The sequence below is a fragment of the Clostridium sp. MCC353 genome (assembly GCF_018785315.1).
Lineage (GTDB): Bacteria > Bacillota > Clostridia > Lachnospirales > Lachnospiraceae > CHH4-2.
The window spans coordinates 49758-65631 of sequence record NZ_WQPN01000168.1 but is presented as its reverse complement, the minus strand read 5'-3'; the positions used below and the strand labels follow the sequence as shown (position 1 = coordinate 65631).

The following is a 15874-nucleotide window of genomic DNA, read 5'->3' as shown; positions in this document are numbered from 1 at the left end:
TCAGCGATTTCCCCTTCATTTCCCTTTTTTCAGCCTAAGAGCTGCCGACGGCCTCCACAAATCGCTGGAACCGCAAACCGTGCCCCGCCCTCCTGAGGATCCAACCGCTCATCCGGTGTCCCCTCTCCATCCGCCTGAACGGTTTCGGGCCTCACATTCCCTGGATCCCCAGCTGTGTACTGCCACGAATAAATGAAAATAAAGATTTGGAGAAGTGAAAAAGAAAGGGCAGAGAAGCGATTGATTGAGACAATGTTTGATATTTAGTGCAGAGTATGGTATAGACATTTCAAGTAACTGACGTGGGGATTAACAGTAAAAGGTCAAGGCATTTTTGAAAATGCCTTCAGGGTTGATGTTAAATGGTGTGGGACTTTACACTAAAGGGCGAAGGCATTTTCGAAAATACCTTCACCCTTTATGTAAAATTTGCTTTTAATTACTTTAGCCAGCGAAAACCAGCAGAAAAACGGGACGAGGGGGCGGAGGCCGGGCCGGGGCTTGAAACCTGTGGGGTGGGCTGTGCTCTGACGGCGCGGGAAGTCGTCTGGAAACCGTTAGTGGAACTTAGTCTGCAGGCATCAAAAAAGACGGGCAGAAACTGAAAACCGAATCAGTTTCTGAGATGCCCACTGAACGGTGAACCACCATAAAGGGTTCACCGTGAATGGGCATCGGACCGTCTTTTTTGATGCCTGCGGGCTTTAGTTCCACTTACGGTTGGAAGCCGAGTTCCCGCGCCGTCAGAGCACAGCCCACCCCACAGGTTTCAAGCCCCGGCCCGGCCTCCGCCCCCTCGTCCCGCTTTTCTGCGTATCTTTCTCACCTAAATCCCAAGTTTAGAAATTAATTAAAACTAAGCGTAAGAGCATAAAAACTGCCCGACGGAACAGAAGGCGGCTGAAATGAAATATAAGATAAAAAAGGTATTGACAAACATATACGTATATGATATTGTTTAAACAAGATAAGTTTACATATAAGATTTGAATAAAACGCAGATGTATGTAATGAGAAAAGGGGGATTCGCAATGAAGGGTTTTTTAAAGAAGTACTGGTTTGAGATCGTATTGGTACTTCCCATGAGTTTGTATATTCTTGGATTTACCATAGCGCCGATTTTTCAGTCCATTGCTATGGGATTTCAGGACAGTACGACGGGAACATTTACACTGGATAATTATAAATATCTGTTTGGCAGGCCTAATTTTATTAAATCCATAACCAACACCATATTTACGGCTCTCGTAAGTCTTTGTTTCCAATTGGTTTTAGGGCTGGGGATTGCGATGGTGCTGAAAACCGCATTTAAAGGAAAAGGAATTGTAAGGGCGCTGGTGCTGATGCCCATGGGAATTCCGACACTGGTATCCGGTGTAATCGCTTTGTACATATTTGGTTCATCGGGATATTTAAATGAAGTGCTGTTCCGGCTTGGCCTCATAACGACGCCGATAGACTGGACCAGCGGGGGGATAAGGGGGCTGCTGGTTGTGATACTGGCTGACACCTGGAAGGTGCTGCCAACCATGATTCTGCTTTTGCTTTCCGGGCTGGAATCCATTTCAGGTGATTTATATGAAGCGGGAAGCATTGACGGGGCAACAGCCTGGTATGCGTTTAAGAAAATCACACTTCCCCTTCTGAAGCCCACTGTAACCATGGCGCTTTTGTTCCGGGCCGTGGATGCATTCAGGATATTTGAACTTCCCCAGGTGTTAGTGGGGCAGTCCATTCCGTTTGTGGCAACCTATGCATATGAGGAATATTCCATGAACAATATACATGCCTCCGGTGCGGCGTCCACGATTCTTTTGGCAATCATTTTGATATTTGCATTTTTATATATCAAGTTTATAGATAAGGGGGAAGGGTTCAGTGTCTCAGAATAAAGCGATAAAAAAAGTTGGTTTTTTGGTTATTGTCTTTCTTATTTGTCTTTTCATGGTGATTCCCCTGTACATCATTGTGAAAGTCTCCTTCGGTACATCAGAGGAAATACTGACGCAGCATCCCACGCTTCTTCCCCATACGTTCACCCTGGAACATTGGAAGAATGTGCTGGTATCGGGGAATATCTGGGGGCCGTTTTTTAAGAGCCTGATCGTAGCGACTTCGACCATGGTTATCTCTGTTCTGCTGGTCGCACCAGCTGCATACTCGATTTCCAGAATGGACAAAAAGGTGAAATATACCTATATTATGACGCTTTTCTTTACAAAGATGTTTCCAACAGTGGGCATCGCGCTTCCGATTTCCATCCGGTTTTTAAAATGGGATCTTTTAGACAGCAATGTGGGACTGATTATGGCGCATTTGATCGGACAGCTGCCATTTATGGCATGGATCCTGGTTTCTACATTTTCGGCGATACCTAAGGATTTAGAGGAGGCTGCGCAGATCGACGGGGCCAGCAAGATGAGGACTCTGCTCTATGTGATTTTTCCGGTAGCGGTGCAGGGAATTGCGGTATCCGGACTGTATGTGTGGCTGAATTCCTGGAATGAGTTTACTTACGCATTGTATTTGTCCCTGACTACGAAGACGCTGCCCTTAGGAGTGTACTATTATGTGCAGAGGGGCGGATTCTTCCAGCAGGCGGCCTATGCAACGATATTGGCTATTCCGGTTATTATTATCACATTTATTTTACAGAGATATTTGAAATCGGATTATTTGTCGGGGGCGGTGAAGGGGTAAGCGGTTAACATCAACCCACAAACATCAACCCTCAAGGCATTTTCGAAAAAGCCTTCACGCTTTACATTAAACCCTCAAGGCATTTTCAGAAAAGCCTTCACGCTTTACATTAAACCCTCAAGGCATTTTCAAAAATGCCTTCACCCTTTAGTTTAAAAAAGTATAACAAGGAGAGATAAAACAATGAAAAAATCATCAATGAAATTAGCAGCAGCAGGCTTAGCTGTATCAATGCTGGCAGCAGGCCTTCTCACAGGATGCGGTTCCAAGGCAAAAAATGACCCGTCAACCCTCCGCGTAACCATGGCCCTCAGCGAAGAAGAGTGGGCGGTTATGCGCAAATCCGTAATTCCTGAATTCGAAAAGGCCAATAATGTGAAAGTAGAGGCCGTTCAGGTAGAGGCCAGCGATGTGGTTAAAAAACTGCAGGCCATGCAGGGTTCCGGCAAGGTGGAGATCGATTTGATTGCCCAGGACGCCAACAACCTGTCAAGCCTTGTATACAATGGCCTGGTTGAAGACCTGTCCGAATATGTGGATCTGATTCCTGCTGAAAGCATTGGAAACCTTGCAGAAGCGGGGCAGTTTGACGGCAGGACATATTTTATGCCCTACCGGCCGAATGCGGAAATCAACTACTATAATGAGAACAAATTCAATGAATACGGTCTGAAAGTTCCTGCCAACTGGGATGAATTATATGAAACTGCGAAAGTTTTAAAAGAAAAAGAAGGAATCGGCCGTGTGGCGTTAAAGATTAAAATGAGCGGCGATGTGATTGAACTGGCCGAGTTCATCCGTTCCGCAGGCGGCGATCCCCTGGTATTAAATGATGAAGGCTCCATTGAAGCATTTACATATTTACAGAAACTGTGGCCGGAACTGTCGGAGAATACCATAAAAGCCAGCTTCAGCAGCACCAATGGTTTTCTTGCGAAAGATGAGGTTTATTATGCTCCAAACTGGCCCTTTGGCGCCAATATCATTGTAAAAGACGGCGGTAAAAAAGAGATCAAGGCGTATGCGGGATTTGAGGGACCAAAAGGTCTGGTGAAGACCTTAGGCGGCGAGATGCTGGGAATTCCGGCAGGTTCCCCGAATAAAGAACTGGCTGTGAAATTTATCCAGTATTTGGAGAGCAAAGAGGTTCAGGAAACATTGATGCGTGAAAATGGATGGGCATCTTTCCGCAGCGATGCATACGGAGAGGCGGAAGAGTGGCAGAAACCATATTTTGAAGCGACCCTGGAAGCTTTGGCAGCAGCACAGCCTCTTCCCAATGTACCATACTGGTCGGAGGCACAGCAGGCGATTAACGATGCTGCAAAAGAGATCGTCGAAGGTAAAGATGTAAAGACTACACTTGATAAATACGCGGCTCAGATCGCGGAAGCGAAAGCAAAAAGCGAAGCAAAATAACAGGCACGAGAAACAAAAATGGAAGCAGGGCTGGAAATGAAAAAAGAACTAAAAAGAAGTGTTGTTTATCAGATCTATCCGAAATCATTTTGTGACAGTGATGGAGACGGGCTGGGAGATTTGAGAGGGGTAATTTCAAAGCTGGATTATCTTCAGAAACTGGGAGTTGATTACATATGGCTGACCCCGTTTGTCCGGTCCCCTCAGAAGGATAATGGTTATGATATTTCCGATTATTATAAGATCGATGAACGGTATGGCACCATGGAAGATTTTGATGCGCTGTGTGAACAGGCGGCACAACGGGGGATCCGGCTGATGATGGATATGGTATTTAACCATGTTTCCGCAGAGCATCAGTGGTTTCAAAAGGCGCTGAAGGGGGATCCCCGGTATATGGATTATTTTATCTTCAAAAAGGGGAAGGCAGACGGCAGCGCCCCCACCAACTGGACCAGCAAATTTGGCGGCAGCGCATGGGAGTATGTAGAGGATCTGGATTTATACTATCTCCATCTCTTTGATGTGAGCCAGCCGGATCTGAACTGGGAAAATCCTAAAGTGCGGAAAGAACTGCAGAACGTGGTAAATTACTGGCTGGACAAAGGCGTGAAAGGCCTGCGGTTTGACGTGATTAACCTGATCAGCAAAGGGGAGTACCGGGATGATGAATCCGGCGACGGCAGGAAATACTATACGGACGGCCCCAGAGTACATGAGTATATCCGGGAACTGAATGAAGCGACTTTTGGAAGGGATGCGGAGATTATCACCGTAGGTGAGATGAACAGCACCTCCATGGAACACTGCTTTCAGTATGCGGGAGAGGAAACAAATGAGCTTTCCATGGTATTTAATTTCCACCATATGAAGGTGGATTATATGGGTATTGAAAAATGGGTGCTGGTTCCCTATGATTTTATGAAATTAAAAGGCCTGCTGTTTAACTGGCAGATGAAAATGCAGGAACACCATGCATGGAACGCTGTTTTCTGGTGCAATCACGATCAGCCCAGAGTGGTTTCCCGGTTTGGTGATGAAGGTAAATTCAGAAATGAATCTGCTAAAATGCTTGCGACCGTAATCCACTGTCTGCGCGGGACCCCTTATATCTACCAGGGAGAAGAACTGGGCATGACTAATGCCGGATTTACAAAGATTGATGAATACAGGGATGTGGAAAGCCTGAATCATTTCCGGATTCTGCAGGATAAAGGGATCAGCGAACAGAATGCCTATGCCATTTTAGGAGTACATTCCAGGGATAACAGCCGTACCCCAATGCAGTGGGATGACAGCCCAAATGCCGGTTTTACATCAGGAACTCCCTGGATCGGCGTAAACCGCAATTACACGGAGATCAATGCAGCCCGGTCCATTGAGGAGACGACTTCGGTTTTCCATTATTACCGGGAATTAATTCAGATGAGAAAACATTACGATGTGATTCCATATGGAGATTTCGAGCCGCTGGCGCCGGAACACGATACCGTTTTTGCATATAAGAGAAAATGGCAGGATGAAACACTGGTGGTGATCTGCAATTTCTATGGTAAGGAAACCCGGTTTGCAACAGACTGCCTGGATCGCGGCTATGAGTGTATTCTCGGCAATTATGGAAAGAGGCAGGCGGATATGGCGCTGGATTTAAAACCCTATGAAGCCCTGGTTTTCTATAAAAAGGGATAGAGGAAATTTTTAATAAATAGAGAAAGTTACGCCATAGAGGGGCAGGTTCTGGGGCGGGGCTCCAAAAAGAAGATAAACGGGAGAGAATTTGATTCCAATTATCTTCTCTTTGGAGCCCTGCCCTTTGGGATACCAGATGTATCTGCACCTGGCGGAAAAGTTGTAATAGCTGTGTTTACCGGTGACCCGGCTGAGTGCGGTTAGTCGGGTTAGCGGCCCGGTTATTTGAGGTTAGCAGGCCTGCAGCAAAACATGCTCAATGGGTATATGCAGATATGCCGCATAAGTATTAGACATAAAGTGATTATACAGATAAAATTATTGTAGCGGCTCAGAAAGCTCATCCGCCTGACCCAAAAGCCGGACGGATACACAAACATTTGTCATTAAGAAGGGGTGGAAGTAATGATTTACAAACCGTATCAGGATTTAAAGTTATCGGCCCTTGGCATGGGGGCCATGAGGCTGCCCGTAACCAATGGGAATGATTCGTCGGTGGATGAAAAAGAGACATTCTGCATGGTGGATTGCGCGATGGAGAACGGAATTAACTATTATGATACTGCATGGGGATATCATGGGGGGAATTCGGAAAATGTTCTCGGTAAGGCTCTCGCGCGTTATCCCAGAGAAGATTTTTTCCTGGCCACTAAATTCCCCGGATACGACCTTGGCAACATGGACAAGGTGGAAACCATATTTGAAAAACAGCTTGAAAAATGTGGTGTGGAGTATTTTGATTTTTATCTGTTCCATAATGTCTGTGAAATGAATATTGACGCCTATCTGGATACGAAATACGGCATACTTCCATATCTGTTAAAACAGAAAGAGAATGGACGGATCCGCCATCTTGGATTTTCAGCCCACGGCAGTTATGAGGTGATGAAACGTTTTCTGGAGGCCTATGGAAGCCATATGGAGTTTTGCCAGATCCAGATTAATTATCTGGATTGGACATTTCAGGGAGCGAAAGAGAAGGCTGATCTGCTGAACAGCCTAAAGATTCCCGTCTGGGTGATGGAACCGCTGCGGGGCGGTAAACTGGCGTCTCTTGAGCCGGAAGATGAAGCCCGGTTAAAGGAACTGCGTCCCGGTGAGAGTACTGCGGCCTGGGCCTTCCGCTTTCTGCAGTCAATTCCCGGCGTTACCGTGGTTTTATCCGGTATGTCGGATATGGAACAACTGAAACAGAATATAGATACATTTGCAGAAGATAATCCTTTAAAAGAAGGGGAAATGGATACTCTGCTTCAAATAGCCGGCAACATGGTGAAGAAGATTGCGCTGCCCTGTACTGCCTGCCGGTACTGCACCAGCCACTGTCCTCAGGGACTGGATATCCCGTCTTTGCTCAGCCTTTACAATGAGCACTGTTTCACCGGCGGAGGATTCATCGCTCCCATGGCTTTGATGGCCGTTCCGGAGGATAAACAGCCCTCCTCCTGCATCGGATGCAGGCGCTGTGAAGCCGTATGCCCCCAGCAGATTAAGATTTCCGAAGCAATGTCAGATTTTACGGCTAAAATGAAAGGATGATGGAAGTGAATACACCTGCGCTTGAAACGAATCGGCTGATACTAAGGAAGTTTACGGATAACGACATAGAGGCTTTGTATCAGATTTACAGCGATGAGGAAGCCAATAAATTTTTGCCGTGGTTTCCGCTGAAAAGCATGGAGGAAGCAGGATCATTTTTTGAGGAACGATATGGGGCAAAATACGCGCAGCCGCAGGCTTATGCCTACGGGGTCTGTCTGAAAAAAGATAATATTCCCATTGGTTATATAAAGGTTGATATGGAAGACCACCATGATTTTGGCTACGGTCTGCGCAAAGAGCTCTGGCATCAGGGCATTATAACGGAAGCCGGGAAAGCGGTGGCCGCACAAGTGGAGAAAGACGGACTTCCCTATATCACAGCGACTCATGACATCAACAATCCCCGAAGCGGCCAGGTGATGAAGAATATTGGAATGAAATATCAATATTCGTATGAAGAACAATGGCAGCCTAAAGATATATTGGTTACATTCCGTATGTACCAATTGAATTTTGACGGACGGGAAGACCGCGTTTATAAGAAATACTGGGATAACTCCAAGGTTCATTTTATAGAAAAAGATCTATAAATTCTGGCTGCCGATGATTGAGCATGCTTAATAAAAATAATGGGTAATATTTTAATCTAATTAATAAATAAGCCGATTATCTATTGATTTTATGTCCGTTAACATTTATAATCCAAGTAATTGGGACTGAGCGCATATCAATCGGGCCCGTTTTGGAAAGATGAGGGTACAGATGCGGTTTAAACGGTATGAAGAGATAGAAAACGCAAAACAACTCAATATCAATACGCCTGCGGCACAGACAATCCTGAGCGTTGCCAGGCAGTGTTTTATGGAAAAGGAATATAATAAAGTCACATTCCGGGAGATCGCGGACCGGGCAAAGGTCACATCCGGTTTGATCGCCTATTATTTCGAATCGAAGGACCGCCTGGCGGCGCAGGTCAGCGGGCAGTATCTGGAAGAAGAGATACAGAAGATGGACATGTCCGCTATGAGCGGGCTGGACAGTGCGGAACGTTTCTATACGGTTGTGTTTCTGGAGTGGCTTATTATAGACAAAAACCCGGATTTTGCCAGGTTTTACTACAGTTACAACAAAAGTACGCCCGGCCAGTTCTGGGAAAATGGTAAAACATATACCAGATTGGTTCGTGAATTTCTCGACGAATACAATCTGGATGTGAGTGAGAGGCAGAATGAAATTTATCTGATCGCCTGCCGCGGCAGCACAAGAGAGCTGCTGCTGCACAGACATGAACATCCGAACCTGATCAGCAGGGAGGTGGTCATGGATATTACCACTTCAAATTATTTTTATAACCTGGGAATGAGCGACAAGGTCATTTACCGTGTGATTCAGAACAGCAAAGCTTTTTTGGAAAAATATTATCCGGATGCGCTCAAAGAGGAAGCGTAATGAAACTGAATATGAAATTTAAGCATAACCTGGATTTGAAAGAAATTAAAAAAATCTCTTGACAATTCAGGTTATTCCTTTAAACTAATATTAAGCATGCTTAATAAAAATATTTAAACGCACATAAATACAGGAGGTTTGTGATGAAAAAGCTAGGCAACAGGATCTGGCCGCTGATATTTTTCTCTTTGGCGGCTAATGTAGGAAATATTATTTTTTTCCCGGTTATGTTTTATTCCGCATTTCAAACGGTATTCAGTCTGACGAATGCCCAGATGGGGAATCTGACTGCTGCGTATGCAAGCCTCGCGGTTCCGGGATATCTGATCAGCGGCTGGGTCGCTGATAAGTTCAACTCCAAAAGGCTTATGCTGATTGCGGTATTCAGCACCTCTGCCATTGTGTTCATTATGGCCACAATACCAAGCTATCCGGTCCTTTTGGGATTGTTCTTCTGCATGTCGATTACATTGGGATTATTATTCTGGTCCGCCATGGAAAAGGTTCTGCGGATGCTGGGGGATGCAGGCGAGCAGGGAACGATCCGGGGCGTGTATCAGGGAATTGACGGAATTATGTCATTGGGGCTTATGGTCGGTATGGCGGCATTATTAGGGGAACGCCTGTCCACTCCGGCCGGAATGAGAATACTCCTGCTGGTATTTGGAACCATTTATCTGATTTCAGGTATCGGTTTTCTTGTTACATTTAAGTACGATGAATTATCCAGCAGATATTTAACGGATACCGGGGAACCGGTTAAGCTGAAGAATTATGCAACGGCGGCAAAGCTGCCTGCTATGTGGATTGTTGCGGTGATGAGTTTTGGCGTTTACATAACATCAACGGCATTTAACTATGTAAATCCATACATGGTGAATATGTATGCGATGTCGGCGTCTCTGGCATCCATTTACGGCATACTGCTTCGATATGGCATTAAGATTGTGGCATCCCCGATGGGAGGCATTCTTCGTGATAAGATTGATAATACGCCTAAAATGGTTGTCTGCACAGCCATGCCCACGCTGGTGCTTGTCATCCTGTTTATGTTCCTCCCCAAAAGCGCGGGATGGACGTTCGCGGCGGTGGCTGTTTCCCTGGTCTTTACATTTTCCTACCGCATGGGCAATAACCTGTGTTCTGTGCCGTTCGCGGAGCTGGCCGTACCGTCAAACTATCTGGGAACTGCGATCGGAATGTCCATTTTCCTGGGATACTGCTCAGACTGGTTCCTCCCGTCCCTGATCGGCAGATGGATGGATACCATGGGAGGCAATGCTTATTATTATGTATTTGGTGTCGCGGTAGTGGGGCTGTCCATTTTCATGTTCGGTTCGTATTTATTGAAAATGGAACTGAAAAAGCAGAATGGCGGCAGATGAATCCATGCCAATAAAAATAAAGGAGGAGAAAGGAATGATTTTAAAAAATTGTAAACTGACTGCGGAATTGAGTGAACCGGGGGCGCCAAAACTGGCGGATGTGGTCATCGAGGGAAATAAGATCCAGGCCATCTTACCCTGCGGCGCGCTGGACGAAGGGGAGCACGGAATCATGGACCTTCATGGCGCGGCGCTTCTGCCGGGACTGATTGACGCCCATGTGCATCTGTTTATGGGAAAGGCTACGGATGGGGACCGGGACCGCATAACGGTGCCCGCCCAATGGGCGTTTGACTGTTACAGCTATGCCGGATTTTTCCTCGATCACGGCTATACCACGATCCGGGATGTGGGTGATGAGCTTCATTTCAGCGGACTTGCAGCCAGGAATGCGATTAACGAGGGAATTGTGAAGGGCCCGAGAATTTATGGATCGGGAGTAACCATCGTTCCGGTAACAGCCGGGTTTGATCCTTACAGCTATTTCTGCGCATTTTACAGCACGAGGGAAGAGGTCAGGAAAGAGGCTAGAAATCAGTTTAACCACGGGGCTGATTTCCTGAAACTGTATGGAACCGGCTCCATGCTGGTGGATGACAGCCTTCCCGGAAAACGCATCATGCTGGAAGATGAAATCGCAGAGGCGGTTATGATTGCCAGGAGCAAAGATTCTTACTGCGCCTGCCACTGCCATGGGGCGGAAGCAATCGGGGTCATGATCGACCAGGGCGTCCGCACAATTGAACATGCCAGCTTTATTACGGATGAATCCTGCAAAAAGCTGGATGGAAGAAGGGATATAGGGATTGTTCCCACCATCGCATGCAGCTGCCCTGAAGCAATGGGGCTGACGGAAAAAGACGGGGCTGTTTATGAAAAATACTCCACAGTCAGCGCCCAGCGCGATGCCTGCCTGCGCAATGCATATGAAAATTATGATATTCTGATTGGGTGGGGAACCGATATGGCTTTATATACCATGAAAGCGAATCCTTATATCGAATGGCAGGCCCGAAAAGAACGGCTTGGCATCAGCAATATAGACCTGTTAAAGCAGGCGACCATCAACAGCGCGGTATTGATGGGGATCGATCATAAGGTTGGATCTGTTTCTGTTGGGAAGTTTGCGGACCTGATCGTTATAGACGGCGATCCGGCTGCCGATATAACGGCCATGTATCAAAAACCAGCGCATGTAATCAAGGATGGAGAAGTGATACGATGACCGTTTAACGGGCAGGACAGACAAAGGGACTGCTGGTTTAATCCTGGAAATCAGGAAAAATTACTTGTGGATCAGGGGGGATTTCGCTATACTGGTAGGAACAGCGAATGGAGGAAGCCCCCTATGGAACCATACTATTACAATCACATGAACAAACAACAGCAAAGCGCCTATTCAGCCATGAAAGCAGGGCTGCTGTCCTTGGAAAATACGTTTACAGTCCCATTTTTAGAAGGCAGGGAATTATCGGATATATTTTTTCAACTGCGTCTGGATTTTCCCGGGATATTTTACGTGTCCGGCTTTCAATACCGCCATTATCAGGGATCGTCCAATATCGAGATGATACCGGACTATTTATTTGATAAAAACAAGATAAAAGAACATCAGAAGGCCATGAAAGCCAGAATCACAAAATTAGCCCGTCCGGCAGAGAAGATGACGGAGTGGGAAAAGGAACAGTACATCCATGATTTTATCTGTGCCAATGTCCGCTATGATAAATTGAAAAAGCCCTATTCCCATGAGATCATAGGGCCGCTGGGCCAGGGCGTGGGCGTTTGTGAAGGAATTGCCAAATCCGTGAAAGCCCTCTGCGATGAACTGGGGATCTGGTGCATGATCGCGGTATCAGATGCGAATCCGGATAAGAAAATCAAATACCGCCATGCCTGGAATATTGTCAGATTGAGCGGAAACTATTATCATCTGGATGTTACCTTTGATAACAGCCTGGGGCGGGAAGGTACGGTGAGGTATGATTATTTCAATCTGGAGGACAAACAGTTTTTCCGGGACCATGAACCGGTGATCTATCCGGCCCCTTCCTGCGGTGACGGGACAAGGTTTTATTATAAAGAGAAAAGATTGTCATTTACCAAAATGGAGGATGTTTCCAAACGGGCGCTGCAGGCGATTCGTAAAGGGAAAATTCTGATTTTTCACTGGCGCGGAGGATATTTGACCAGGGAAGTTCTTACAGAGCTGCTGGCCATTTTAGAAGAGGCGGCCAGGCAGAAAGAAAAATATGTGAAAGTCAGCTTGAATTGGCCCCAGGCGGTGCTTCAGGCGGCATTTGTTGAACAGGTGCCGGAAGAGGAAGTGACGGTTGAAGAGGCGAATGAAGGAGAAGCTGTCCATTGAGCGGTATATAGCCGCTTGGTGGGCGGCTTTTTGATTTTAGATGTAAAGGGATTGGGAATCACATGTACGAACGGTCTTCCTGATGATACTATTTTTACATGAAACCCCGTGATTCAGCAAAAAGAGGAGGTATTACAATGAAAAAGTTCTTATCATTGGCACTAAGCGCATCTATGGTGCTGACCATGCTGTCAGGCTGTTCCAATCAGGGAACGGTTCCGGAAGAAAAGACGAATCCACCGGCTGAAACTTCAGCTTCAGCATCCCAGGAAGTAAACAGTGAAAATGAAAATGAAAGTGAAGGGCAGCAGGACTTCACCGGCCAGACACTGACAATGGCAATTTCCACGATCGATGGAGAGATCGACGCCATCACCGCGCAGATCAAAGCATTTGAAGAAACATATGGGGTTACGGTGGACCTGGAAATTCTTCCTCAGGGGGATGAGGGAGAAAACCTGAAATTAGTCCGAATTGCGACAGGGGCTATGGCGGATGTCTTTATGAGCGCTGTAGGTGCGAAGCTGTCGGAGCTTTCACCTAAGGAAAATATCATGGATTTGACCGGACAGCCGTTTTTGGACCGGGTGGATGATAAATACCGTTCCATTGTCACCATAGACGGAGCGGCTTACGGGGTTCCCATGTGCCCTTCCAATGTGGCAGGAGTTTTTTATAATACAAATGTTTACCAAGAACTTGGCCTGGAAATACCCAAAACATGGGACGAGTTTTTAAATAATTGTGAGGAAATTAAAAAAGCCGGAATTGCTCCCGTGGCAGCGCCCAACTCGAAAACCAGTTTGAGCCAGATTCCGTTCCTGACCAATTATTACTATGTTCAAGAGGAATTTCCTGGTTTTGCCCAGGATTATACCGACAAAAAAGTCACCCTTGCCGGTACGCCCGTATTTGTGCGCGGACTTCAGAAGATGTATGATCTGGCGGACAAGGAGTATCTGAATGAAGATTTTCTGGCAGCAACGTCGGAAGATGTGGCTTTGATGCTGGCAGAAGGGACAGCCGCCCATTCCATCATACGCTCCAATATTTTGGGAACCATCGCTTCCGTAGCGCCTGAAAGCATGGATGAAATAGGATTTTTCCCTCTGCCGGATCAGAATCCGGAAGTACGGGGCGTGTCGACCTGGATGCCGCAGGCCTATTTGGTGAATAAAAATGCCAAAAATCCCGAGCTGGCCCTTAAATTTATGGAATTTATCACCTCAGACCAGGCTTTGGACGCATACTGCAGCTATCAGAAACCGTCGGGCGCCTTCATGCTGAAAGGTGTGGAGCTGCCGGATGACGTTTATCCCGCTTTAAAAGAAGCTCAGAGCTGGGTGGAAAAGGCGTCAACCCCAGTTATGGAATATTTCTGTACGATAAAAGGATCCAATCAGGCCACCATCTGTTCCCAGGTCGCCTCCGGGGACATCACGCCGGAAGAAGCGGTTTCAGAGATTGAAAAGGATAATGAAATCGATGCCCAGCAGAAGGGAATCCCCAACTGGTAAATGCCTGAAATATATGAAATGGAATACCTGCCCTCAGTTTGTGGAAAACGCCGGATGTTTTTACAGATTGGGGGCGGTTTTAATAAAGGAGAGACAGCCTATGAATACACAAAATAAGAAGAGCTATACCTATTGGATGGCAGCGCCGGGTGTTTTTATCTATGTGCTGATTTTCGCAGTGCCCACATTTGCATCCTTTTATTTTTCCATGACCAGATGGAATCTGATGGATTCCACCTTTATCGGTCTGGAAAATTTCTTTACATTTTTCAGCCAGACCAATACTAAGGCGTCTGTTTCCAACACCTTTATCTTTGCATTTACCACCAGTTTATCCAAGGTAATTCTGGGTATGCTGATCGCCCTGGGGCTGTGCAGCCGGATAAAAAGCGCCTCCTATCTGAAAAGCGTCATATTTTTCCCCACCCTGCTTGGCAATGTGGCGGTGGGAATCGCGTTTTCCAGTTTAATGCATCCTACAAACGGGCTGATCAACCAGGCCCTTGCCGCTGTAGGCCTGGAAAAAATCAAATGGCTGACAGACGCGGATATGGCGCTCTTTTCCGTTATGCTGGTGGATTTTTGGAAGGGCATCGGGGTGACTACGGTCATTTATATTGCGGGCATCAGCTCAATTTCCCAGACCTATTATGAGGCGGCGGCCATAGATGGGGCAAATGCCATACAGAAGTTTTTCAGGATCACACTGCCTCTGTTAGTGCCTTCCATCAACTCGGTACTCACCCTTTCACTGATCGGCGGCTTTAAAAATTATGATTTGATCTGGACGATGACGGAAGGCGGGCCGGGATATGCCACGGAAACGCTGGGGACAGTGGTGTATAAGCTGTTTGCAAGAGGGAATTACGGCCTGGCTACTGCGGGAAATGTGATCCTGTTCGTGCTCATTGCCCTGATCATTTACCCGGTTAACTCTTATGTATCGAAAAAGGAGGTGGAGCTGTAATGGTTAAAAAAAGGAGTTTGGCAGGAAGGGTTTTGGAAATCGCCGCAGTTCTGGCTACAGTCATTCTTCATTGGGTTATTTTTTACTTCATCATCATAAATTCATTTAAACCGAAAAAAGAGGCGGCAAGATTGTCCATCGGCCTTCCCAAAGAATGGTATCTGACCGAAAATTATAAATACATATTTGAATACAATGACCATGTGTTTCTGCTCTCTTTGTGGAACAGCGTTAAACTAACCGTGCTGTCCATCGGGATTCTGATCCTGGTGGCAGCTATGGCGGCATTTGTGATCCAGAGGAGAAATGACAGGATTACAAAAATGTCCCACAGCCTGATTCTGGCCGGCCTCATCGTGCCGCCGTCGGTGATTCCTACGTATTGGATGCTGACCAAACTCCATGTGGCCGGTTCCCTGCCCGGGCTGGTTCTGGTGGAAATTGCCACCCTATTCCCATTTTCCACCATGCTGTACAAAGGGTATATAGCGGGACTTCCAAAAGAGATTGATGAGGCTGCGGTCATTGACGGCTGCGGAGCGGTCAAATTGTTTTTTTATATTATATTTCCTCTTTTGAAGCCCATAACGGCTACGATTATTATTCTCCGCTCTGTGGTGGTTTACAACGATTTTTCAAATCCGCTGTATTACATGTCGGGATCGAAAAACACGACGGTGCAGTTATGCGTTTACCTGTTCCAATCGGCCTTTACAACGGACTGGGGGCATTTGTTTGCCGCTGTGGTGACGGTTTCTTTGCCGCCGCTGATTCTGTATCTGTTTTTAAATAAGCAGATATTGGAAGGAATGACTATGGGTTCCGTGAAAGGATAGAG

14 protein-coding genes are annotated in these 15874 nt (G+C 46.4%); all 14 read left to right on the top strand.

Going from position 1 to position 15874, the window contains the following annotated elements; all coding sequences use genetic code 11:
* The first annotated feature begins 362 nt into the window (after window positions 1-362).
* The 14 genes from GPL15_RS25375 (at window position 363) to GPL15_RS25310 (ending at window position 15872) form a co-directional block, all read left to right on the top strand.
* Window positions 363-605: a hypothetical protein gene (locus tag GPL15_RS25375; protein WP_215701464.1), complete on the top strand. Its 243-nt coding sequence runs from the start codon at window positions 363-365 to the stop codon at window positions 603-605.
* Between the two features lie 426 nt (window positions 606-1031).
* The gene (locus tag GPL15_RS25370) at window positions 1032-1892 is read left to right on the top strand and encodes a sugar ABC transporter permease (protein ID WP_215701463.1); all 861 of its coding nucleotides are present in this window, start codon (window positions 1032-1034) and stop codon (window positions 1890-1892) included.
* On the top strand, window positions 1879-2700 hold the full coding sequence (locus GPL15_RS25365; protein WP_346345041.1) for a carbohydrate ABC transporter permease: 822 nt from the start codon (window positions 1879-1881) through the stop codon (window positions 2698-2700). The genes GPL15_RS25370 and GPL15_RS25365 overlap by 14 nt, the downstream gene beginning before the upstream one ends.
* 183 nt (window positions 2701-2883) lie before the next feature.
* Window positions 2884-4119, top strand: coding sequence for an extracellular solute-binding protein (locus tag GPL15_RS25360; RefSeq protein WP_252198624.1), 1236 nt, complete (start codon window positions 2884-2886; stop codon window positions 4117-4119).
* A gap of 36 nt (window positions 4120-4155) precedes the next feature.
* The gene (gene treC, locus GPL15_RS25355; RefSeq protein ID WP_215701462.1) at window positions 4156-5808 is read left to right on the top strand and encodes an alpha,alpha-phosphotrehalase; all 1653 of its coding nucleotides are present in this window, start codon (window positions 4156-4158) and stop codon (window positions 5806-5808) included.
* Between the two features lie 405 nt (window positions 5809-6213).
* On the top strand, window positions 6214-7347 hold the full coding sequence (locus GPL15_RS25350) for an aldo/keto reductase (RefSeq protein ID WP_215701461.1): 1134 nt from the start codon (window positions 6214-6216) through the stop codon (window positions 7345-7347).
* Window positions 7347-7940: a GNAT family N-acetyltransferase gene (locus GPL15_RS25345; RefSeq protein ID WP_346345042.1), complete on the top strand. Its 594-nt coding sequence runs from the start codon at window positions 7347-7349 to the stop codon at window positions 7938-7940. Before GPL15_RS25350 ends, GPL15_RS25345 begins: the two co-directional genes overlap by 1 nt.
* A 172-nt stretch (window positions 7941-8112) precedes the next feature.
* Window positions 8113-8799 (top strand): TetR/AcrR family transcriptional regulator, encoded by a 687-nt coding sequence (locus GPL15_RS25340; RefSeq protein ID WP_215701459.1) that lies wholly within the window; start codon window positions 8113-8115, stop codon window positions 8797-8799.
* 143 nt (window positions 8800-8942) lie between these two features.
* Window positions 8943-10184, top strand: a complete 1242-nt coding sequence (locus tag GPL15_RS25335) for an MFS transporter (protein WP_215701458.1) — start codon at window positions 8943-8945, stop codon at window positions 10182-10184.
* A gap of 34 nt (window positions 10185-10218) precedes the next feature.
* Entirely contained in the window at window positions 10219-11409 is a 1191-nt protein-coding gene (locus tag GPL15_RS25330; protein ID WP_215701457.1) for an amidohydrolase family protein, read from the top strand.
* Between the two features lie 123 nt (window positions 11410-11532).
* Complete coding sequence (locus GPL15_RS25325) at window positions 11533-12552, top strand: transglutaminase domain-containing protein (protein ID WP_215701456.1); 1020 nt, start codon at window positions 11533-11535, stop codon at window positions 12550-12552.
* Window positions 12553-12689: 137 nt separating this feature from the next.
* Window positions 12690-14069 carry an extracellular solute-binding protein gene (locus tag GPL15_RS25320; protein ID WP_215701455.1) on the top strand — a complete coding sequence of 460 codons (1380 nt, stop codon included), beginning with the start codon at window positions 12690-12692 and terminating at the stop codon, window positions 14067-14069.
* Between the two features lie 100 nt (window positions 14070-14169).
* On the top strand, window positions 14170-15036 hold the full coding sequence (locus GPL15_RS25315) for a sugar ABC transporter permease (protein WP_215701454.1): 867 nt from the start codon (window positions 14170-14172) through the stop codon (window positions 15034-15036).
* On the top strand, window positions 15036-15872 hold the full coding sequence (locus GPL15_RS25310) for a carbohydrate ABC transporter permease (RefSeq protein ID WP_215701453.1): 837 nt from the start codon (window positions 15036-15038) through the stop codon (window positions 15870-15872). The genes GPL15_RS25315 and GPL15_RS25310 overlap by 1 nt, the downstream gene beginning before the upstream one ends.
* Window positions 15873-15874: the final 2 nt, after the last annotated feature.